General features: G+C 42.2%; 15 protein-coding genes. 6 read left to right on the top strand and 9 right to left on the bottom strand.

The features are described from left to right. A partial coding sequence (locus JXA84_05355) for a serpin family protein (protein MBN1150631.1) occupies window positions 1–256 on the top strand: 256 nt, incomplete at its 5' end. 22 nt (window positions 257–278) lie between these two features. Here JXA84_05355 and JXA84_05350 read toward each other — a convergent pair. After that, the gene (locus tag JXA84_05350) at window positions 279–575 is read right to left on the bottom strand and encodes a hypothetical protein (GenBank protein ID MBN1150630.1); all 297 of its coding nucleotides are present in this window, start codon (window positions 573–575) and stop codon (window positions 279–281) included. Further along, complete coding sequence (locus tag JXA84_05345) at window positions 566–1,105, bottom strand: RNA polymerase sigma factor (GenBank protein ID MBN1150629.1); 540 nt, start codon at window positions 1,103–1,105, stop codon at window positions 566–568. Before JXA84_05345 ends, JXA84_05350 begins: the two co-directional genes overlap by 10 nt. 92 nt (window positions 1,106–1,197) lie before the next feature. On the opposite strand from JXA84_05345, the gene JXA84_05340 reads away from it, so the two are divergent. Next, window positions 1,198–1,629, top strand: coding sequence for an NUDIX hydrolase (locus JXA84_05340; GenBank protein ID MBN1150628.1), 432 nt, complete (start codon window positions 1,198–1,200; stop codon window positions 1,627–1,629). On the opposite strand, the gene JXA84_05335 is transcribed toward JXA84_05340, so the two are convergent. From JXA84_05335 to JXA84_05325, 3 genes are read right to left on the bottom strand one after another with little or no spacing between them, the layout of a single operon-like run. After that, a complete protein-coding gene (locus JXA84_05335; protein ID MBN1150627.1) occupies window positions 1,606–2,082 on the bottom strand; it encodes a hypothetical protein in 477 nt (158 codons plus the stop codon). The two genes, JXA84_05340 and JXA84_05335, sit on opposite strands and share 24 nt — an antisense overlap. Beyond that, on the bottom strand, window positions 2,079–5,900 hold the full coding sequence (locus JXA84_05330; protein MBN1150626.1) for a tetratricopeptide repeat protein: 3,822 nt from the start codon (window positions 5,898–5,900) through the stop codon (window positions 2,079–2,081). Before JXA84_05330 ends, JXA84_05335 begins: the two co-directional genes overlap by 4 nt. Before the next feature lie 18 nt (window positions 5,901–5,918). Next, window positions 5,919–8,453, bottom strand: a complete 2,535-nt coding sequence (locus JXA84_05325) for an insulinase family protein (protein ID MBN1150625.1) — start codon at window positions 8,451–8,453, stop codon at window positions 5,919–5,921. A 138-nt stretch (window positions 8,454–8,591) separates the two neighbouring features. On the opposite strand from JXA84_05325, the gene JXA84_05320 reads away from it, so the two are divergent. Continuing rightward, on the top strand, window positions 8,592–9,317 hold the full coding sequence (locus JXA84_05320) for a hypothetical protein (protein ID MBN1150624.1): 726 nt from the start codon (window positions 8,592–8,594) through the stop codon (window positions 9,315–9,317). Between the two features lie 11 nt (window positions 9,318–9,328). Here JXA84_05320 and JXA84_05315 read toward each other — a convergent pair whose 3' ends face one another. Genes JXA84_05315 through JXA84_05305 form a run of 3 tightly spaced genes read right to left on the bottom strand, consistent with a single transcriptional unit; the run spans window position 9,329 to window position 13,930 of the window. Further along, on the bottom strand, window positions 9,329–10,444 hold the full coding sequence (locus tag JXA84_05315) for a hypothetical protein (protein ID MBN1150623.1): 1,116 nt from the start codon (window positions 10,442–10,444) through the stop codon (window positions 9,329–9,331). Between the two features lie 10 nt (window positions 10,445–10,454). After that, window positions 10,455–12,209, bottom strand: coding sequence for an ABC transporter ATP-binding protein (locus JXA84_05310; GenBank protein MBN1150622.1), 1,755 nt, complete (start codon window positions 12,207–12,209; stop codon window positions 10,455–10,457). Beyond that, window positions 12,206–13,930 carry an ABC transporter ATP-binding protein gene (locus tag JXA84_05305; GenBank protein MBN1150621.1) on the bottom strand — a complete coding sequence of 575 codons (1,725 nt, stop codon included), beginning with the start codon at window positions 13,928–13,930 and terminating at the stop codon, window positions 12,206–12,208. The genes JXA84_05310 and JXA84_05305 overlap by 4 nt, the downstream gene beginning before the upstream one ends. Window positions 13,931–14,081: 151 nt before the next feature. Between JXA84_05305 and JXA84_05300 the strand changes: the two genes are divergently transcribed. Continuing rightward, window positions 14,082–14,534: a GAF domain-containing protein gene (locus tag JXA84_05300; protein MBN1150620.1), complete on the top strand. Its 453-nt coding sequence runs from the start codon at window positions 14,082–14,084 to the stop codon at window positions 14,532–14,534. Between the two features lie 20 nt (window positions 14,535–14,554). On the opposite strand, the gene nifJ is transcribed toward JXA84_05300, so the two are convergent. Then, the gene (gene nifJ / locus JXA84_05295) at window positions 14,555–18,121 is read right to left on the bottom strand and encodes a pyruvate:ferredoxin (flavodoxin) oxidoreductase (GenBank protein ID MBN1150619.1); all 3,567 of its coding nucleotides are present in this window, start codon (window positions 18,119–18,121) and stop codon (window positions 14,555–14,557) included. A 197-nt stretch (window positions 18,122–18,318) separates the two neighbouring features. On the opposite strand from nifJ, the gene JXA84_05290 reads away from it, so the two are divergent. Together JXA84_05290 and JXA84_05285 are read left to right on the top strand one after the other, a co-directional pair. After that, window positions 18,319–18,936: a hypothetical protein gene (locus tag JXA84_05290; protein MBN1150618.1), complete on the top strand. Its 618-nt coding sequence runs from the start codon at window positions 18,319–18,321 to the stop codon at window positions 18,934–18,936. A gap of 157 nt (window positions 18,937–19,093) precedes the next feature. Then, window positions 19,094–21,945: hypothetical protein (locus JXA84_05285; GenBank protein ID MBN1150617.1), on the top strand; the 2,852-nt coding region annotated here is incomplete at its 3' end.

Here is a 21,945-nt window from a genome sequence, read left to right as displayed (position 1 = left end):
TGGCGGCGCTGATTTTTCAGGCATGACGGGGACTATGGACCTCTACATAAGCAAGGTCATACATCAGGCCTACATAGCCGTTGACGAAGAAGGCACGGAAGCCGCCGCGGCGACAGCGGTTGTGATGGAGAGAACTTCTTCTGCCCCTGTCCAGAGGATATATTTCAAAGCGGACAGACCTTTCATCTATGTCATAAGGGAGAGGGAAAACGGTCTGGTCCTATTCATGGGCAGGGTCTTGGATCCGGCAAAATAAAAGGCGGCTTCCTTAGCCGCTTTTAAGACTGCTCGAAATTTTCGGGAAATTTGTCACGAAGTTTATCTCTTATTTTACGATGCCTATCTTCTCTTGAATTGCTGCCGAAGTGATGTTCGGTTTGTTTGAAAAGAATTTGAGAGAGGATGACCAGACCCCAGGCTTGCCAGTATGAGATCCTCGGCAGTGAAAAAAGGCAGGGCATGAGCCAGTTCCAGAGGATTTTGACGAACAAACCCCCTAAAAGGGCGAAAACAGCCGCGAAAAGGATCCCTCCGACGACCCAAAGTATTCTGTTTTTGAAGAACCTCAAGAACATAAATCCTCCTTGTATATTTTTATTTTTTTCTGAATGTATTTTAAAGCCTCTCTTTTTCTCGTCAGTAAAGTGTTGATTGGGATCCCTGTTAAATTTGAAATTTCCTTAAATGTCATGCCCTCGATTTCGTGATACAAAAATACGCTTCTAAGGTTTTCAGGCATAGACGACAAAATGGTTGAAACTCTGTCGGTGAAAACTTCAATTTTGACCTCGCTGTCGATGTCCTGGCTCCTGTCATCGATCAAGTCCTCAAGTTCGAGATCGGCGACTGTGTTTTTTTTTCTTCTGAAATAATCCAGGGCTTTGTTTCGAGCCACAGCAAATAGCCAAGAAGTCAAAGTTTCAATGGATTTTATTGTGTCAAAATTGAGAAGAGCGCATAAAAAAACGTCCTGCAGTATATCTTGGGCTTCGTCGGAATCGTCAACCATCGATTTTATGTAGGAAAAAAGCTTTGCTTTCTCGTCCTTGAATTTTTGTATTAAAATCTGGTTCATTTCATACCTTTTGCTTATAAGACGTTTCATGCGCCGTTTTTATTGTAGTTTTTTTGAAAGTTGACAATTTATCTAAAACATATTATACAAAATCTAAAAATCGTCAATGGTGAGGAGGAGATTTGGAAGTAAGAGTTAGATCAGCCGTGGTCATAGTTGAAGATGGGAAGGTCCTGCTCGTCAAGAGCAAAAAAAGCAAGACTGAACTGTGGATCCCTCCCGGAGGTGGTTTAGAGCCCCAGGATGTATCTGAAACGGGCAAGGATGAACTGTCGGCTCTGTCTGAGTGCGCGAAAAGAGAGGCTTATGAAGAGGCAGGGATTAAAGTCCGCATAAAAAGGTTGTTGGGGCTGAAAGAATTCAAAACCGGTGACAGCTTTACATTGGAAGCTTTTTTTCTCGGAGAGCTCGATAAGACTTCCGGCGATAAGGATAAAATTGATTTTGAAAAGGGGCTGTCGAAAAGAAAATGCAAGTGGTTTTCGATAAAAGACATGCAAAAGGTCAACTTCTGTCCCAGTGATCTGATACTAATCGCGGTTTACAAGTGTTGAAAGATTCTCTATATCTCCGTCGATCAGTTTTTTTTCTTCTTCGTCTGTGATTTTTTTACTCTCTTCGACAGATTTTCTAAGAAAATTCGACGCGTTTTCCCTGTCTTTGAGAACCCAATGAGCCCTTGCGAGAGCTTCGTAAGCGCAGGCGGGGTTGAAACCTGTGAATTTATTATTTTCGCAGACCTCAAGAGAAATCTTGGCGTGGTATAAAGCCGATTCTCCTTTATTCAGAGTGCTGTAAACTCTTGATATCTGCCATTCTCCTATGAACTCGTTTTCGGCGTCTCCAACCTGAAGCCAATGAAAAAGAGAAGCGTGTGCTGCGTGTATCATGATTCTGTTTTCCTTTTCGGTTCTTTCGGTCTTGTCCAGAAGTTCCCAGACGTAATTGAAAAGCTCCTGAGCTGTCTTTCTGTGGAATCCCTGGACTATCTCTTGGCTGATTTTCATCTATCCTCCTCGTCAGACTTTGAAGCAAGAAAATTTTGGATTTCTTCTTTTCTGTTTTTATACAGCACGTTTTTCGACATTTTCGACAAGGCAGAGTACTCTTTTAAAGCCCGTTCCGCCTTTCGGGGATTTTTTGTCAATTGGAAAATTATGTAGGATATATCGGCTTTAACTTTTTTGTCTTTTGAAAGCAGATGTTTTTTATCGAGCTCTGAAATAGCTCTGTCGGGAGATTTGCCCTTCACATAATCCAGCGCGTGCCCGAGAATTTCACAGTTTTCCAGAACGTTTTTTCTGCCGACTTTTAAAGCCAGCCCACGGGCTCGTTCCAGATAGGTTTCAGATTTGTTGTAATCTTTTTTCTCGAAATTCAAATCTGCGAGTTGGTAGAAAGAATTGCTCAAGTTGTATATTGAACCTGTTTTCTTTGAAATCTCTATGGCTTCTGTGTATAGTTTTTCGGCTTCTTCTATTTCATTTAGGTCCTTATGAACCCCTGCCATGTTTACAAGGGCGATTGAAAGACTTCTGCCGTCGCCTATTTCTCTCGCCTTTTCGGCGCTTTCTTTGAAAAGCTCTAAAGCTTTTTTAAAATCACCAATGGCTTCCTGGACGGAGCCCATGTTGCTTTTCAAAATCAGAATGCCGTCTTCATCTCCGTAAATATTTTTCAGAGCCAAGCCCTTGGAATACGAGTCCATGGCTTTTTCGTATTCATCAAGAGAGTGGAAAATGGTTCCAATGTTTAAAAGAGCAACTGATTCGGTTGCTATATCCCGATTCTCTCTGCACAATTTGAGGGATTCTGTGTAGAATTCAAGAGATTTTTCGAAATTTCCGATTTCAGCCCAGATGTTGGCGATGTTGTTTAAAATTTTGGATTTAAGAAGTTTATCGTCTTTTGACAGGGATAGGGAATTTGAATAACGGGCTAAAGCTTCCTGGTAGTCCCCCCTTCTAAACAGGGTGTGACCCAAAGAGGTTTCCATGATCGAGGTCATAAAATCGTCTTTTATCGATTCGGCTATTTTCAATCCCCTCTTGGCGATGTTCAATGCTTTTAAAGTGTTTCCGGAATTTCTCTCGAGAGAGGCCAAAATGTCGAGACCAAGACAATACTCTTTTGGCATTTTATGCCTATGGGCAGTCCAAAGACACTTTTGAGCGCAAGATTTAGCGCCGACCCATTTTCCAGTCAGCCTGTAAATCGAAGCTTTATAATACTGAATCTCAAAATTTTCCAAGGATGTATTGTCTTTGGTGCAGATTTCTTGTGCATTATCAAGGCAGGCGAGCGCTCTGTGGTTGAGGTAAAGGCCGTATAACGATTTTGCCGCTTCCAACAGGACTGTTGCCCCTTCACGGAACTTTTCGGCTGCTATATAGTGTTTGGCGATTTCTTCGAGAGACAACTTGTCCACTGATTTTTTTCTCTGCAGGTATTCGGCAGCAAGGAAGTGCGCTTTTGAAAGGAAGGGATTCATCTGAATGCCGTAGACAATTTCCCTCATCAACGCGCTCGAAAACGAGTATCCTTCTGTCGTCTTTTTAAACACATCATTGCTAAGCGCGTTTTGCAGGCAATCCCGCGATTTGAATTCAGGAAACAATTCTTTGAAAACAGACTCGAACAATCCATCTGTGAACGAAACTCCAAGGACGGAAGCGACCCGAACCGCCTCTTTTATACTTTTGGGAAACCTGTCATACCTTGAGAGTATGAGACTCGAAAGGTCCGGGGGGTCGGAAAGAAAACCTATTAACGAAGAGGGATCCGAAAGAGAATCTTCACTCGTGACAGTTCTCGCTAGGTTTTCAAGGTAAAGAGGATTGCCCTCTGTTATGTTGTAATGTTCGTCGCTGAACAAGACGGATTCGTTTTGCCTTCCGTATATATCCATGAATATCCTCAAAAGACTTTCGCTTTCACCGTGGGACAGTTTAGATAAATTTATCTTGGTGTTTTCTGTTTGGTCAAATAGCTTTATCCTGTCCCCGAAAGAAAGGTCTCTGGTTTCAAAAACGACCATTGTCTGAGTTGTTTTCAGGGGAATTGTCAGGTCGCTGATCACGGCAAGAGAGTCTTCGTCCATGTTATCTGAGTTGAAAATTTCCAAAATTGTCGGTTTTTCGGAGCATTCGAAAAGTAAAAGATCTTTGAGAGCTCTTGAACATATCCTGTATTTGGTCTTGGCGTCTAAAATTTGGAACTCGCTATTTTCAAGGTCGAAGCCCAAAAAGAATGAAAAACATTCCGAAGAAAGAGATATCTTCTCAGAAGTCTCTTTGTCGTCGCTCTCTAAGGCTTTGTTGATTTTTCTAAATAAAATGTCTTCAAAACGGACCCTGTTTAAAAACTCATTATCGTTTTCTGAAAATTCAAAAACAGTTTTCAAGTAGCCTTTCAAAGCGCTGAATGGTTTTCTCAGGACATCATCGCATACGATTTCGATTATTTTAAAATCGCACCCGGAGAAAGAAAGGTTGAATTCCTCTATAAGCCTGCTTTTACCAATACCGGTTTGACCAGACAAAACAACGAAATGAGATTTTTTTGATGTGAAAACGGCGTTTGCGATTGACTTCAGGGCGGATATCTCGTTTTTTCTTCCGGTGAATGGAGCTTTTTCCGTTTTCTTTGCGTCTTCACCTCTTTTTTTGGAACTCAAACCGAGTATTTTCGTATTTCCTTTCATCCCTCGTAGATTTTCTTCTCCGACCGGATATGTTTTGAAATTGTCTGAAATTTTCTTTGAAAATGACTCGTCCATCAATATCTCTCGGTTTGAAGCTTTTTCGGCGAGGCGCGATGAAACGTTGGCCGCGGTTCCCAGGACGGTATATTCCGAACGCTTTTCGTTTCCAATGAAACCGCAGAAAACCTTGCCGCATGAAATTCCGATTTTATTTTCGAATTTATGAATTCTTCTCAATGACAATGCGTAGTCAGCGGCGCGTGTGTATTTTTTTTCTATTTCACAGGGAGCGCCGAACAGGACGAGAGCAATCCCTCCTTTGTCGCCAAAATCGATCTTGTTTAGGTACCCGCCGTTTTCGTAAGACAGTTCCGCTATCTTTCTGAGTCCGTATAGTGAATCGTTTGACCTTTCAAAGCAAATGAAAAGCGAGACTACGTCCCTGAACTCCGCTGTGCCGCCCTCTGAAACGAGGGCGGGATTTATCCAAGGAGTCTCGTCGAATGGAGCTCCGGAAAGAGGGGTATAAAGATTTTCCTTTGGGTCAAACCTGGCTTTTTGAGAAAGGAGAAAATTTTCTCCTTTCTTTACAATCAAATCCTTGTTTTTGACTTCTTTTATGAGTCTGAAATCGACAATAACTTCGCGGGGAGACGCTCTGCTCTTGAAATATGCAGCCCTCTCTATGCCTTCCCCTTCAAAGAAATAAGTTATCTGGTAATGTGTTTCGATGATTTTCCAAGAACAGATACCCGCCGACAAGCCTATCTTGAAAGTCATGCTGTCGAGTCCGTCTTCTACCAGGGTGTTCGATATTTCAGATGCCGCTTTAAAAATATTTTCAATTTCACATGAATTTTTGTCAAACAACGCGGTAAACCCGTCGCCGGCAAAGGCTTCTATGAAACCTCCGCTGTCGTACACTGCATTTATTGAAGAGTCGAAAGCCAAAGATAAAAGGTCCTTTATCTTTTCACAGCCTTTTTTGCCCATTTTCAGACATCTGTCTGTCACTCCAGAAAAACCGGTCAGGTCTGCCAGTAAAACATAACAATCCAGGTCGCCGTGGGTTTTGCCTTCGGAAAACTTCTTTTTAACTAAATAAGGGATGAGGTTTTTCATCAAACTCCAACAAAAAGCTCAATAACTGCTCTCATCGGGTCTTGAAACAAACCAATGTCCTCCGTCAAAATATTTCAGCGCGGCGTTTCTTACGTCCTCAGAAGTGACTTCTTGAATTCTTGACTTGAAATCATCCTCGTAATAGTCGATTTCTAAACCGGAGAGATAGAGATATGAACGCCTTGTGAGTTTTGAAAAAGGATTTTGGGACGTCATATCCCAACTCGCGAAGATGCTATTTTTCAGGTTTGCAAGCTCTTCTCCGCTGAGAAGCTCGGATTTTACGAGATTGATTTCTTCAAGAAAAGCGTTTTTGACTTTGTCTTCATTTTTTAGGCTGGTCTGGGCAATAAAAACAAACGAGCCTATGTCGCTGAAGCTCTCCTGGTAGCCCCAACCCCAGTAGACCAGGTCCTGTCTTCCCCTGAGAGCTTCGTGAATCCTTGAATTAGGTCCGGACATCAACTCATCGATGACGTATAAAACAGGCATGTCCGGATGATTCCAGGGGACAGTAGGAAAAGCCAAAGTTACAAGAGTCTGCTGAAATTCGTAAATCAAACTGTCGTCCATGAGGGATTGTATTTCAGATGGGGGGAGCATGGCGAGTGAAGCGCCCTGAAGAAGATGAGGAAAGCGGCTTTCTACAGAAGCGAGAATGTCTTCGGGGGAGACGTTGCCCGATAGAGATACAACGACGTTTTTGCCTACTAATATTTTGTCAAACAAAGCTCTTAGGTCGGATTCTTCGATACTGTTTATTGAAACTTCGTCTTGGCACCTTCCGTATGTGTTTTCGGGGTAGAGCTTTGACGTGTAAAATACATTGTGCCTGTAGTTGGGATTCGTGTTGTTCTGGTCGAGTTTGTATAGCATGTCTTTTTTTATGTCGCTCAGGGATTTATCCGAGAAATCGGGATATGAAATGGCTTCTCCTATCAACTCCATCGCTTTTTTGAAATTTTCCAGCGGAAAATCGTAGTTGATGACTAAATAGTTGTCGTAGCATCTTGAATTTCTCGATATCCCGAGTTCATCCATTTTTTCTTTAAAACCATCTAAATCAAAGGATTTGGTCCTCAAACCGAGAATTTCAGAAAGCATTTCCATTGCGCCCTCTTTTCCGAGGGGATCGATAGAACTGCCGCCTCCGAAAGCAACCTGCAAGGAGACATAAAGAGAAGAAGAATCTCTCTGGGAAATTATAGCGGGTGTTCCAGCGCCCTCGTAGATGACGAAGGGGATGGCGCCTGTATAAGTATCGTAAATTCCAGTGATTTGATTGTATTCGGATGGGAAAGCAAAAAACGTCTGTCTTTTTTCTGAAGACAGCATCGAGAGGGCGATTTTTGAGATATCCTGGGCTGATACACCGGAAATATTCTCTAATGTCTTTTGAAAATACAGAGGGTCGTTTGCTGTAAGAATTCCATCGCCTATGAGTCCTGACTTCATTGACGCCGTCCAGTCTTTCAAAAGAGCGTATCGAAGTAGATTTTTTGTTCTGGTCAATCTCGATTCGTCTATTCCGCCTCTTGCGATTTTATCTAATTCAGACTGGACTATTTCGATTCCCTCTTGAAGTTTTTTAGGGTCTTCTGAAGAGATGGAAATTATGAAAGCGCCGTCGGCTCTTCTCAAACCCATGTTATAACTCCAGACCTCATAAGCGAGTTCTTTTTCATCTATGAGTATATTTTCAAGATGTGATGATTGTCCGCCTGTCAGGTACTCTGATATGACAGAAAGGGCTGTATATTCAGGTTTTGTCTCCTGGCACCCTGTCCACATCAAATAACAAAGAGGGTTGGGGATTTCATCGAAAAAAGTGTCGGTTCTCGGGTGTGTGTATATGGGGGTTGAAGGGGTTGTAGAAGGTTCATAAGCTCTTCCCGGAAACTTTTCGGACTCGTGTAAAATAAAATCGTAGAGCTGGGAAGTTTCGAAATCTCCGACGGCTACGAGAACTGCATTACCAGGTGAATAATGGGTTTTGTAGAAACTTACAAGTTGTTCTTGTGTAATCGCGAGCATGGCGTCTTCTTGCCCGAGAATCGGCACTGAAATAGGATGGTTGCCGAAGAAAAAAACGAAAGCCGCCCTCCAAATTCTTTCGTCCGGAGTGTCCGAGGTCAGAATTTCATGATGTATGACGCCGTGTTCTCTCCTGACTTCAAAAGTGTCGACACTGCAAGAAAAAACTTGTTCCATCAGCATCATTGCGACCGAGTCGGAATACCTTGAAGGAACAGTCTGGTGATAACAGGTGACTTCCCATGAAGTATAGGCGTTAGACCTGGAGTTGAATCTCATCTCCATTTCTCTGTATTCGTCTTCCGTTCTGAATTCTGTCGAGCCGCCGCTGACTATGTGTTCACAGAAGTGCGAAAGCCCTCTTCCAGTGTTGAAGCCTTCGTAGATAGATCCTTGATCCATGAAAATTCTCACGGTGGTTATCGGCGAAGAATGATCTTCCTCAAGGACGACTCTAAGTCCGTTTGGAAGAGTAGATTGAAACACCTGAATTATCATTAAAAATGTTAATACCGGCATGTTAACTCCTATGTTTTTTTGTTTTGTAATGTAAATATATAATAAAAAGTGGCTTCGTCAAAGCAGAAACAGATTTTGACCTGAAAGAAATTCTTTGGTAATAAATATTTTTAGCAGAGCTTTCAAAAGGAGTCAAAAATGAGAATGTTTTTGTTGTTAAGTTTTCTCTTTTCAGGGAACCTTTTATCTCAATACGAAATAGATTTTGAAGCCGGCATGGCTTTCACGGGATACAACGACGTCAGGATTCCCGGGAACTCAGGAACCCTGTTTTCTCTTCAAGACGACTTGTCTCCTGACGCCACTTTCTTCACCAGGCTGAGGTTTTCAAGGCAATTAGGAGAAAGACATTTTATCTCGCTTTTATTCGCGCCATTACGAATAAAAGCTGTGGGTGCCCCAAACAGAGACATCCTCTACGAAGGGGAAGTTTTCGAAAGAGGAGTCCCTTTGACAGGGAACTACAGGTTTGATTCCTACAGGATTACTTACAGGTATGAATTTTACGACAACGGCAGATTTTCTGCAGGGGCTGGGCTGACAGGGAAAATAAGGGACGCTGAGATAAGGCTGACCGATGGAGCAAAAGAAGCTTCCAAGAAAAACACAGGATTTGTGCCCCTCGTCAATTTCAGACTGGATTTCTCTCTTGGCCGGCAGGTAGACCTTGTGATGGACGGCGATGCATTGGCGGCTCCACAGGGAAGAGCAGAAGATATTTTCTTCGGTGTTTTATACTCTCCAGCAGATGACCTCGGTTTTAAAGCCGGTTACAGAGTTTTGGAGGGAGGGGCAGACAACGACGAAGTCTACAACTTTACTCTGGTAAATTACGTATCAGCGGGAATTGTCCTTCAGATATGAAAAAGTGATGGTCATCGTTTTTTGTGAATCCAGTTTTCTGCTTGTAAAACGGCTTCTTCGGGGACAGAATGAGCTCCGTCGAATTCGAAAAGAGTGACGTCAAATCCGTGAGAGTCCAGTATTTCGAAAGCCTCTCTTGCGTTTTTGATTTCAACAACTCTGTCGTTCAGTCCGTGCGCGATGAAAATTTCAACTTTACCTTCAGCAGAGGATATTTGTTCCGGGGTGACGAAAGAAGTATCGAGCCAGCCTCCGAAGCATATCAATCCGTCATACATTTCTGGATTGGTCAGACCGGCCATGTATGCAAGACCGCAACCCTGGGAAAATCCCATCAAGAATGTTTTTTCTATGTTGTAATAAGACTTAACTTTCTCGGTTACATCGCAGACGTAGTTTACACTTGTTCTGAGAGTATTGTCCCAGTATTCCGGTCTCGAATCGTCTCTCAGAAACCATCCGTACCCGGGAATTCTGCCCGGATAAGCGAGGTAAGGAGCTCTCGGACAGATGAATATGAAATTTCTGTCTTTGAATCTGTCCACAAGTTTCAGGAATGATTCTGGATTTCCGCCAAAACCATGAAGACCGACAATTAGGTTGAAACCGGTTTCGGGATTAAAATAAGGAGGATAATATACGCGTGAATCCAGAAATGTCGCGACCTCAAACCAGATTTGGTTGCCTTCGGAATTCAACGAAATTTCTATTGAAAGCAGAAGGGAATCCCTTGTTTTGACGAACAGTGTATCGGATAAAACGTTTTCGAAATCGGTGTCACCTCTAATTAGTTCTGTGTCTTGAAATCCCGCTCTAACTGACAGTTGAAGGCATCGTGCCGCGAATTCGGCATTCCCGAGAAGACCGTAACAGCATGCCAGGTTGTATAAACTGACGGCGTCGTCATAGCTGTGCGAAACGGTACTTATGTAATACCTCGCGGCGTTTTCGTAGTCGCCTTGCCTGTAATATTCGAGCGCTTTAGCTTTGAGACCCTCGACGTCTGTCCCTATGGTTTCCAGGTAATTTTTATCGAAGGGGTCGATTGATCCAGTGGAAAAGAAAGGATCGACGCTTGAAAAAAGGTTGGTTGACAAAAGCGTCAGCGCAAAAAGAATTATTTTCATTCTCCCTCCTTTATAAACCCGACATGTACATCTCGTAATAGTAGCCTTTTTTCGACATCAGCTCCCGATGGTCGCCCCTTTCTATTATCTTGTGACCGTCGATTACGAGGATGTAGTCCGCGTTTTTTATGGTGGAAAGCCTATGGGCAATTACTATTGATGTCTTTTCTCTGCTTATTTTGGAGACTGCTTCCTGGATGGTCTTTTCCGTCCATGTGTCTACATTGCTCGTAGCTTCGTCGAGTATGAGAATGTCTCTGTCGGAAAGAATAGCTCTTGCTATGGATAAGAGCTGTTTTTGACCTGCGCTAATGTTTGTAGAATCTTCCGAGATAATAGTGTCATATCGCTCGGGCAGTTTCTCGATAAAGTCTTTTATCCCAGCGATTCCAGCCGCGTTGACGGCTTCTTCAAAAGATGCTTCTGGTTTTCCGTATTTTATGTTTTCGAGGATGCTCCTGGAAAAGATGAATGGATCCTGCAATACTATGCTGAAATTATCACGGTAATTTTTAAGAGGGATTTTTGAAATATTTCTGTCTCCGAATTCGATTGTCCCTTTTTGCGGTTCGTAGAATCTCGAAATCAACTTAACTATTGTAGTTTTACCCGCGCCTGTAGGCCCTACAAGGGCGATGGTCTTTCCCCTTTCAACCGTTAAGTTTATATTTTTGAGAACATTCGGCCCTTTGGGATACGCAAAGTCTACATCCTTGAAAACTAATTCTCTGTTTTCGGATGTTTTCACTTCGGAAAAAAGGGCATAGTTTTCCGTCAAATTCTTGAATACTTCACTTATCCTCTCTGAGCTGGCAAGGGCGGACTGCATTTGATTGTAAAGCTCAGCCATGGCTCTGAACGGCTGAAAAAATCTTCTCGTATATGCTATTATTCCTGCGAGCGCTCCGATGGTGGTATGTCCGTTTATGATCAGGACACTGCCGCCGAGAACAATCATTCCTATGCTCGCTGCGCCGAGGGCATGCAGGGTCGGGGGAAGGATTAAAGAAAGCAATTCAGCCCTGTTTTCAATTTTTCTCGCTCTCGCGTTTAACACTTCAAATTTTGCTATGTAGTCTTTTTCTTTTCCGAATGATTTTATTGTCTTTATCCCGCTAAGGTTTTCCTCCAAAAACGCACTCATCTCTCCAGCCACTGCTTGGTTTTCTCTGTAGACTTTTCTAGTCACTTTAGCGACGATAAATGTGACCAACAAAATTATCGGAATCATGGAAAGTCCGAGAAAGGCTAGTTTCCAATCTATCAAGAACATGGCGATAAGGGTCCCTGTGACGAAAACGAGGTTGCTTAAAATCTCTGAAAAACCTTGAGAAAGGAAATTGTTGACGTTCTCTACGTCGTTGCTTATCCGCGATAACACGTCGCCTTTTTTCATTTTGTCCAGTACGTCGAAGACGAGATTCTGAATGTGGGTGAATATTTTGACCCTTATGTCTTTCAAGACGCTTTGTGATATCGTCACTGTCTCGACAGAGCGGAAATAGCTGAAAATCATCTGTAGAACTATGACGGCGAAAAACACTATCGACAAATGCTTAAGGCCCTGCAGGTCTCCTTTTTGTATATAGTCGTCGATAGCAATTTTGATGAAATAGGGGGTGGAGAGAGATATTATTCCTGTGGCGAACACAAGACAGAGGACGAAAATAATTTTAAACTTGTAAGGCAAAATGCTCTCAAATAGAGTCACAAAAGCGTTTTTGGTATTTTTAGGTCTTTCAATTTTGGCTCTTTGGCCTCTCATATTTCGTATCCCTGCGAAAGATAAACTTCTCTGTAAAGGTCGCATTCCTTTATCATTTGCTGATGATCTCCCTGGGCAATAATTTTACCGTTGTGAAGAAAAGCTATCCTGTCGGCTTTTTTGATGGATGAAATTTTTTGTGAAACTATGACCGACGTCAGATTAATTCTGTATTTCAAAAGCTTATCGAGAAGCCTCGATTCGGTAATTCTGTCGAGAGAACTGAAAGAATCGTCCAATAAAAGGAGAGGCTTGTTCGAGACTAGAGCTCTTGCTATGGCGATTCTCTGACGTTGGCCTCCGGAGACGTTAATCCCCCTCGGCATTATCTCGAGGTCAAAACCGTATTCTGAAGTTTTTACAAAGTCGTTAAGTTCCGATATTTCAGAGATGTCTTCGAGTTCGTCGTCCTTGATTTTCTCTGAGCTGAATGTGATGTTGTCCCTGACGGTCATTTTGAAAAGAACCGGGTTCTGAAATACTACTGATATTTTTTCCCGGAGTTCTTTTTTTGGTATAGACTCGATATCATTTCCGTCTATTTCAATGATCCCCTTCGAAGCAGTGTAAAAACCTGATATCAAGTTCAAAAGAGTCGTCTTGCCTGAACCCGTCAAACCGATTATGCCCAGGGTCTCTCCTTCATATATATCTAGGTCCAAGCCATTTAAAAGAGTTGTGTCCTTTTCATGAGAAAACACAAGTCCGCGTATTTTGACCTTGCCTCTTTTAATTGTAAACGAGGAATCAGGTTTTTTGTCGTTGAGGGGAATGGATAAGATTTCTCTGATCCTTTGAGAAGAAGCGCTTGCTTGCGCAAAAATAGTCATGGACATTCCAAGCATCATAAGCGGAAACATTATCATAAAAAGGTAATTAGTCAGGGCGACGAGTTTCCCTATCTCAAGATTTTCGTTCACCACTCCCGTCCCGCCCACTTGCAGAATAAGAAGTATTCCGATGTTGATAACAAGCATGAAAAGAGGGAAAGCTGTTCCCATCAGACGGCCGACCTTGACTGTCAATTTCTTCAGTTTTTCAGATTCTTTGTCGAAATTCTCGATTTCTCTTTGTTCAGCGGAAAATATTTTTACGACACTGATTCCGGAGAAATTCTGCTGGATTGTGGAATTCAACTTTCCTAACTGGTTTTGTATCGCGAGAAATATTTTTTTGGCTGCAATTGAGAAAAAAGTGAAGAAAACAGCATTTAAAAGGGTCAGAGCCAAAACTATAAAACCAATTTTACTGTCGATTCTAAAAATCATTATGTTGCTGCCGATGATGAGAAATAAACCCTGAAACATCATCCTGAATCCAAACGAGCTCAGACGCCGTATCTGTGAAGTATCGCTGTATATCCTCGTCATGAGCCTTCCGGTTTGAAGTTTGTCGATGTCGGAAAATTCGAGTGAGAAAACATGTCTGAATAGAGATGAGCGAAGGTCCCTTGTCACTCTTGAACTCGCTCCAGTGAATAGGATGTTTGCGAAGTTTTGAAAAATTGCCCTTGAGATAGCGAGAACAATTATTACAATGCCGCAGAAGACGGTGTATCTGACATCAGATTTTCCTATTCCAAGGTCTATTGCTTTTTGGGTCATAGAAGGTATGGAAAGTTCAGCGGTTATTCCGATACCGACGAGAAGAAAAGCAGTCACAATAACCCAAAAATATGGTTTGAAAAATTCTTTGACTGTTTTTTTTGTGTCTGGATTCATGAATCTAAATATTCTAACAATTCAAAGTCAAGTAAGTCAATTTGAGAAACCAGAAAATGTGGCAAAGAAAATGTTGTTCAGGCCTGAGTTAGATGGTAAATGTAGTTTTTTGATTTGAAATTCATTTTCATAGAGATAAAGGAGAACAATAATGCAAGTTTTCAAAAATGCTGCGGAAGAAATTCAAAAAATCATCGCCAGCTCAATTGAAACAAATGAAAAGCTGGATAAGGTCTGCGCCTTACTCTGTGAAAATTTCAACCATTATGACTGGACAGGCTTCTATTTAGCTACGCCGGACGGTTCTTTAAAACTTGGGCCATTCAGAGGTGAACCGACTGAACATAAGGTCATACCCCGAGGAAAAGGCGTATGCGGCAGAGCGCTCGAGAACAAAGAGACTGTTGTCGTCGAAAATGTAAAATTTGAAGAAAACTACCTGAGCTGCAGTCCCATGGTCAAATCCGAAATAGTCGTCCCGGTCTATAAAAAAGGTAAAATCGTAGCTGAAATTGACATCGATTCGCACAAGGAAAACGCATTCAAACAAGAAGACAAAACTTTTCTCGAGGAAGTTGCGCAGAAAATTTCTGTTTTGTTTTAATTCGGAGTATTACTTGTGTCTCAGCATACATCGAGATTTTCGAGTTTTTTATAGTACTCGAATCTGCGCGTGACAGCCTCCTGAGCTTTTTCCAAAAGCATTTTCGCTCTATCCGGCATCGAATTTGAAAGAGAGCGGTACCTGTTTTCATTGTAGGCGTATTCTTCAAAAGAGATTTTTATCTCTTTTGGAGCGTCTACGACAAGAGGATTCTTTTTCTGATCACAGAGAAGAGGGTTGTACCTGTAGAGGATCCAATACCCGGAATTGACGGCTTTTAACTGAGCTTGTCTCGCTTTGCGCATGTCTATCCCGTGGTTTATGCAATGAGAGTATGCGATTATCAGCGAAGGTCCGGGGTAGCTCTCGGCTTCGGTTATCGCCTTTATTGTCTGGTTGTAATTTGCAAGAAGAGCAATCTGAGCGACATAGATGTATCCGTAAGTCATCGCCAGAAGACCGAGGTCTTTTTTTGGCAACGGTTTTCCCGCCGCGGCAAATCTCGCTGTGGCGGCGAGAGGCGTCGCCTTGGACATCTGTCCTCCGGTGTTTGAATAAACCTCGGTGTCGAGGACGAGGACATTGACGTTTTTGCCGCTCGCCAAAACATGGTCGAGTCCGCCGTAACCGATGTCGTATGCCCAACCATCGCCGCCGAATATCCAGACGGATCTTTTGACGAGGTAATCGAGAAGGTTCAAAAGCTTTTGGCTTTTTTCGTCTTTGTATTCGGGAAGAAGTCTCCTGAGTTGAGATATGTAGTCCCTGACGAGTTCGATGCTTATCTGGTTGTCTTGTTTTTCGTCCATTATGTTTTTTAGAATTTCTTTGAGGGGATGTTTTTCCTCAATCATTGTAGAGGCAATTTCGACAGCGGTTTCTTTGAGTTTTTCAGAAGCGAGGAACATTCCATACCCGAACTCGGCGTTGTCCTCGAAAAGTGAATTGCTCCATGAAGGTCCTCTTCCGTCATTTCTCTTTGTGTATGGCGTGGTAGGCAGGTTGCCCCCGTATATTGATGAACATCCGGTGGCGTTGGCTATCAGTGATCTGTCTCCGTATAGTTGAGTGACGAGCTTTATGTAAGGAGTTTCACCGCACCCGGCACAAGCACCGGAAAATTCGAACATTGTCGGCAGAAGTTGAGTTCCCGTGAGTGAAGATCTGTCGATGAATTTTTCATCCGTCTGTGGTATCGAGAGGAAATATTCAAAGTTGGCCTTTTCTTCCTCCCTGTGTTTGAGAAGGTTTTCAAATTCAATCGTCCGGTATTCGGTTCTGTTGCCTTTTGCGTCTTTGCGCCTTCCGGGACAACTTTCAATGCAGAGTCCGCAACCCGTGCAATCCTCAGGCGCTACCTGAACTGTCCAAACCATGTCGGAATGTTTTTTCGATTGAACGCTTTTAAAAGAAGGAGGCGCTTTTTCTGCATAACTCCTGTCGTAGAGTTTCACCCTAATGGCGGCGTGAGGGCAGACGAAAGAACAGGTCGCGCATTGAAGGCATGAATCAGGATCCCAGACAGGAATCTCTACAGCGATATTGCGCTTTTCGTATTTTGTGGTGCCTGTTGGGAAAGTTCCGTCGCAGGGCATTGCGCTTACGGGGACTTCGTCCCCCTTCATTTCAAAAATTTTAAGAGCGACTTTTTTTACGTATTCAGGAGCGTCGTCAGGAATATCGAATTTTCTTTTTTTGGTCGAAGTGACCGACTGGGGTATGTCTAATTGAAAAAGATTTTCCAAAGTCATTCTGACAGCGTTTATGTTCATCTCGACGACTTTTTCTCCTTTAGAACCGTATGTCTTCTTGATGGAATTTTCGATGGCTGTCATGTATTTATCCTTGGGGAGAATTTTAGATATTTCAAAGAAAGCGGTCTGCATGATGGTGTTTATTCTCGTTCCGAGTCCTATTTTCTCCGACAGGGATATGGCGTCTATGGCGTATACTTTCAGGTCTTTTTTTATTATGTCGGATTGGAGTTCCTTGGTAAGAGAACTCCATACGCTGCTTTTATCGTAAGGGGTGTTCAAAAGCAACGTCCCGCCTTTTTTAATCCCCTGAGTGACATCGTATTTGTCCAAGAAAGAAGGGTTGTGGACTGCCACGAAAGAAGGGCTGTGAACGAGGTAGTGGCTCAAAATCGGCTTAGCGCCAAACCTCAGATGGCTGACAGTCACCGCACCTGATTTTTTGGAATCGTAGACAAAGAATCCTTGAGCGTTAAAGCCTGTATTTTCACCAATTATTTTTATGCTGTTTTTGTTCGCTCCAACGGTTCCGTCCGAACCCAAGCCGTAAAATTTGCCTTCGAACCCGTCATGCTCGATGCTGAATTCGTGGTTGTATAGAAGAGAAGTGTTAGAAACGTCGTCGACTATGCCTACCGTGAAATGGTTTTTTGGTTTTGGTTCTGAGAGGTTCTGGAGTATACCTTTGACCATAGCCGGTGTGAATTCTTTCGAACTCAATCCGTATCTTCCGCCATAGACCTTTGGTTTTGCGAATTTCATCTCGCCGCTTTCCGAGAGCTCGTTGAGCGCCGAGGATATATCAGTGTATAAAGGCTCCCCTACGGATCCGGGTTCTTTTGTCCTGTCGAGAACCGCCATAGATTTTGCGGTGATGGGTAGAACTGACAAGAGCGTTTTTTTGTCAAAAGGCCTGAAGAGTCTGACTTTGATAAGCCCTACCCTTTCTTTTCTCTCGGATAGATATTGTACCGTTTCTTCTGCTACATCCGCCCCTGAACCCATAATGACCATAACTCTCTCGGCTTCAGGATGGCCGATGTATTCAAAAAGCTTATACTGCCTTCCTGTAAGTTTTTGGAACTTGTCCATAGCCTCTTGGACGATGGAGGGAACTTTTACGTAAAAGGGGTTGACTGTTTCTCTGCCCTGGAAAAAAACATCGGGATTTTGAGACGTACCTTTGATCGTGGGTTTTTCAGGATTCAACGCGATTTTTCTGAAATTTTCAATATCTTTATTGTCGATCATCTGGCTTACAACTGAAAACGGAATTTCTTCAACATTTTGTATTTCATGGGATGTTCTGAATCCATCGAATATGTGAAGAAAAGGCACCCTGGATTTCAAGGTAGCTGACTGGGCAATAAGAGCCATATCCATTGATTCCTGAGGATTAGCCGAGAACAGAAAAGAATAACCCGTGGTCCTCGCCGCCATCACGTCGCTATGGTCTCCGAAAATCGAAAGGGCTTGACAGGAAAGAGATCTTGCCGCTATGTGAAAAACAGTCGGCAGAAGTTCTCCCGCTATTTTATGCATGTTGGGCAACATAAGCAACAGCCCCTGAGAGGCAGTAAAAGTAGAGGTGAGAGCTCCCGCTGACAGGGAACCGTGTATGGCTCCAGAGGCTCCTCCCTCGGATTGCAGTTCAACGACAACAGGTACGTTTCCCCAGATGTTTGTTTTTTTCTTTGAAGACCATTCGTCCGCCAATTCACCCATGTTGGAGGAGGGGGTTATCGGGTATATAGCTATCACTTCGTTGGTGGCATGAGCGATGTAAGCCGCGGCTGTGTTGCCGTCTATCATCACTATTTTTTTATCAGGCATATATCCTCCGAAAATAGAAATAAGTTAAGGGCAAAAAAACAACTATTTTATACATTTTAACACATAAAAAAAATTATTCAAATCAGATAATCCTGTTTATAAAATAAAATTTTGATGTTTTCATCTTGCTTGCGCGTTTAAAGGATATTTGTTATAAACAAAGTTTGGAAAAATTTCAAGTCAAGAGACGGAGAGAAATGAAAATTTTACTATTTTTATCGCAATTTGCTTTTGCTGCTGTCGGCTTTGCCAACCCCTTTTCTGGTGTGGATTTGAGGATAAAGAATTACTACGGGATGATAGGAGTCGGTTATTCAAGACCTGCTTATACAGAGAGATTCAAGACAGGTATTGACGATGAAATTTCTTATTTTGACCTGAAAAATTACAGCCTTTCAGGAAAAGCAGGCATTTATATTCCTTGGCTGAGCAAAAAAACGTCGCTGGGTTTTATGATGAACCTTTTCTACGACAGGTATTACCAATCGAGCGCTTTTGGTTCCGGAGCAAAATCAGAAATTCTGGCAGGAACCCTGGGAATCGATCTCGCTGTTTATCCATTTTCAGCGATAGGCACCGGACCCTACTTTCATGTATTGAACGGTTTTTCAAAGGTAAAATTCAACACGGATTTCGGTTATGACGGATTTTCACCTTTCGGTTATGGTGTGTCCGCAGGAGCAGGAGTAGGTATTCCATGGGGAGTTTCGTATCCTGAACACCTAAACCTTTCATTCGATTTCGATTACAGAGACGCCGGAGACCAAACGGTAAATACTTACAGTTTCGTTTTCTGCGTCGGCGGCTTTTTTTAGTTCTCTGTCAGAAGCGTGTGACAATCAACAGTAATCTGGATTTTTTCAAGATTGAGTACAATTTCCACTTAATCAGAAAATCTAAGCGGATTCTTCGGGTTTTACAGGTTCTGTTTTTTACTTTATAATAATACAATTTTTTCCTAGCGGAGATTTGATGGCGAGAAAAAAAAAGGTTAAAAACGAAGCAGTTTCAGATTTTTACTCGAAGAAGAAAACCGATATTTTAGATTTTTTCCATGGAGATAAAAAGGTCTTTTTTTTGACAGGCGGACCAGGCTCTGGTAAATCGCGCCTTCTCGACGACATATTACATGAAGTGACTGTTCAAGAATTGTTGGGCAAAACAGTAAGATACGACTTGAACGGCATAAATATGATTGCAAACCCTTTTGATTTTTTGGATTTCTTTTCTGAAACTCTCGACGACAAATACGGCCTGAGAGGTTTTCATAAGGGAGTGAAGATCATTGAAAAGCTTCAAAGGTTGCATGATAGATATAATGCAATAGACGAAATGGAAAATCATACATTGTTGACTGTTGTCATAGATGGATTGGAAAAATACCCTCAATTGACCACATTCTTGCCGCCACCTAATACTTGGCTCCGTTATCTATTTTCATACAGACCACATAAACTCGTCCAGTTCTGGCAGAATCAAATCTCTGGGCTCGAAACAACGGGGTTGGATTTGAAAAATGGGGATTTTTGGAGAGTTTCAGATATTGTCAGGCCTGAACACAGGGAGTTTTTTGAAAATCTGATAATAAAATTAAAAGTCGACAGTCCCGCCCAAGCCGGAATGATAAGCACCGCTTTGGAAATTTGCGAGAGGAAAGAAGCGGAAAGTTGTTGTTCTATTGAAGAGATCGGTGTTTTGATCAGCGAAAAGGTAAAGGGCTTTGCTGAAGAGGCATTAAAACCCCTTTTGACTTTGGCCATTTGCGGTTTTCCTGTAAGATTTCAATTTCTCTCATTTATCGCCGGAGGTGATTTGCCCGAAAATATTTTTAAACCATTTTCCGGTGTCTTGAAGACCATCGTGGCCGAAAAAGGCGAAACACTCTACGAAATGGATAATTGGATTTTTAAAAAAAAATTGCTTGATAATTGTCAGGGCGAAATTGAAAACATTGTCTCGGAATTCGAGGATGCTCTTATATCGAGAGAAAAAACGGAAGATTCTCCCTTCGAAGAATTTTGCCAGAAAATCAGAGCAAGGTGGATTTGGGAAAATCTGTCTAAAGACCGAATATATGAGGGCAAAAATACAAGATCTTCGGTTTTTCGGTTTTTACTTGGAACGTCGGTCGCTCCTTATCAGTTTGGGCTGGCTTCTTTGGCAGTTGAAAAGAACCTTGGCCAAAAATCGAGAAAAGCCCATGACGAAAAGGATCTTGTTTCCCTTCTCATTTACATTGAAAAGATCGCTGAGTCCAAAAATTACAAAGGAATCGATGTCAGAGAATATTTTTCGAAAATTCAGATTTATAAAGTTGACGATATAATCGAAACGATATCGAATTTATCCGGGTTGGACGATTTTAAATATTACGGGCTATCCGTTTTGTCAACTTTATCCCTTGCTGTTGGTGATTCAAATTCCGAAAACTGCGACAAAAAAATTGACGCGCTTTTCAGGGAGATATTTTCAAAACTTTCAGAAGGGATCGGCGACTGGAAGTTCTTTTTCTCAAGCAAGTTTATGGCTTACTGGACTTGCGAGCTTTTAAAAACTCAAAAACCAGAAAATGTTTGGAAAATGCTGACTTTGGGAGCTATAGAAACAGTTGAAAAAGACAAGATGGCCGTCAGGGTCATAGACGAGTTGATTTATTCGAAAAACGCCGAAGCGGCGATCACTCTTGCGGAAAAATTGTCCGATTCCGAAGAAAGGTCTAAAAAAATATCTGAAATCGCTTTGTTGGTAGCTAAAACAGGAGACCCTTCAGAGGCGCTTAAAATTATCGTGTCGAATGAAGACATCCAGAACAAACCTGCGATTCTTTCAATCATCGCTAAGAAGAAGGCTTCTATGGGTTTTTTTGAAGAGTCCGAGTCGTTAGCCCAAGAGATTGAAGAACTCAACGAAAAGTTTTCAGCACTTTCGTTTATAGCGATATCCTACGCTGAAAGGATAGCGAAAGGAGAAACAGGATCTTTGAACCGGTCACTGAGAATCGCAGATCAAATTAAGGATGTATACCTGAAGAATAAAACGACGGCTGAAATCGCCGTAAAAATTTCCGTTTACAAATTAGAAGAAGGTCTTAGGATCCTCGAAAGAATACCTGCGGACAATCATGAGATGAGGTCCTACGCAATGTCCGAAATATCAAAAATTCTTTGTTTGGAAAACAAGACCCAAAAAGCTCTTGAGATCGCTGAAAACATGCCCGACAACATATACAGATCTGCCGCTATGTCCTACATCGCGAAAAATCTTCATCAAAAAGGTGCGAAAGAAAAAGCTTTCGAAATAGCCGACAAGATAACTTTTTTCGGACTGAGGTTCCAGACGCTTTTTCAAATGTCGAAAGACTTGAGCGCAGCGGTTGATGATACCCGACCTGGAATATCCCATTTCGACAAAATGTCCGATGAAAATTATGTTTTTGAAAGGAAATTCATCCAGGCGTTGATTTCTGGCGACGAGCAAAAAGCCTTGGAATGCGTTGAAACCTTTCGCGAGAAAACAGAAAAAATCGGTTTGGCACTCAAGGCTATAAACGAAGGACAAGACATCCCATCAGAAAATTGGAGCATTTTTTATACAACTTTGACGAAGACAATAGGAAGAATAAATCCTGAAAAAAGCGTCTACCTTAGAATTCTGTCACTGATAGCGTGCGAGGGATCGAAATACGGAGATGTTTCAGCTATTGTTTCAAACATGGCGGAAAAGCTGACCGAAAAGGATTTCCCTTCCGACAACTCAAAAAACATGGAATTGCTGGGAGAAATATCAAAACATCTTGTTGTATCACTTAACCAGGCAATGACCAG

The organism is candidate division WOR-3 bacterium, assembly GCA_016926475.1.
In the GTDB taxonomy this organism is placed as follows: domain Bacteria; phylum SDB-A; class SDB-A; order SDB-A; family SDB-A; genus JAFGIG01.
The sequence above is the reverse complement of the archived record's forward strand: the minus strand, read 5'-3'. Positions and strand labels throughout refer to the sequence as shown.

Coding starts and splice junctions, on each gene's coding strand:
- JXA84_05350 (MBN1150630.1), bottom strand. CDS start 575: ATGTTCTTGAGGTTCTTCAAAAACAGAATACTTTGGGTCGTCGGAGGG.
- JXA84_05345 (MBN1150629.1), bottom strand. CDS start 1,105: ATGAAACGTCTTATAAGCAAAAGGTATGAAATGAACCAGATTTTAATA.
- JXA84_05335 (MBN1150627.1), bottom strand. CDS start 2,082: ATGAAAATCAGCCAAGAGATAGTCCAGGGATTCCACAGAAAGACAGCT.
- JXA84_05330 (MBN1150626.1), bottom strand. CDS start 5,900: ATGAAAAACCTCATCCCTTATTTAGTTAAAAAGAAGTTTTCCGAAGGC.
- JXA84_05325 (MBN1150625.1), bottom strand. CDS start 8,453: ATGCCGGTATTAACATTTTTAATGATAATTCAGGTGTTTCAATCTACT.
- JXA84_05320 (MBN1150624.1), top strand. CDS start 8,592: ATGAGAATGTTTTTGTTGTTAAGTTTTCTCTTTTCAGGGAACCTTTTA.
- JXA84_05315 (MBN1150623.1), bottom strand. CDS start 10,444: ATGAAAATAATTCTTTTTGCGCTGACGCTTTTGTCAACCAACCTTTTT.
- JXA84_05310 (MBN1150622.1), bottom strand. CDS start 12,209: ATGAGAGGCCAAAGAGCCAAAATTGAAAGACCTAAAAATACCAAAAAC.
- JXA84_05305 (MBN1150621.1), bottom strand. CDS start 13,930: ATGAATCCAGACACAAAAAAAACAGTCAAAGAATTTTTCAAACCATAT.
- JXA84_05300 (MBN1150620.1), top strand. CDS start 14,082: ATGCAAGTTTTCAAAAATGCTGCGGAAGAAATTCAAAAAATCATCGCC.
- nifJ (MBN1150619.1), bottom strand. CDS start 18,121: ATGCCTGATAAAAAAATAGTGATGATAGACGGCAACACAGCCGCGGCT.
- JXA84_05290 (MBN1150618.1), top strand. CDS start 18,319: ATGAAAATTTTACTATTTTTATCGCAATTTGCTTTTGCTGCTGTCGGC.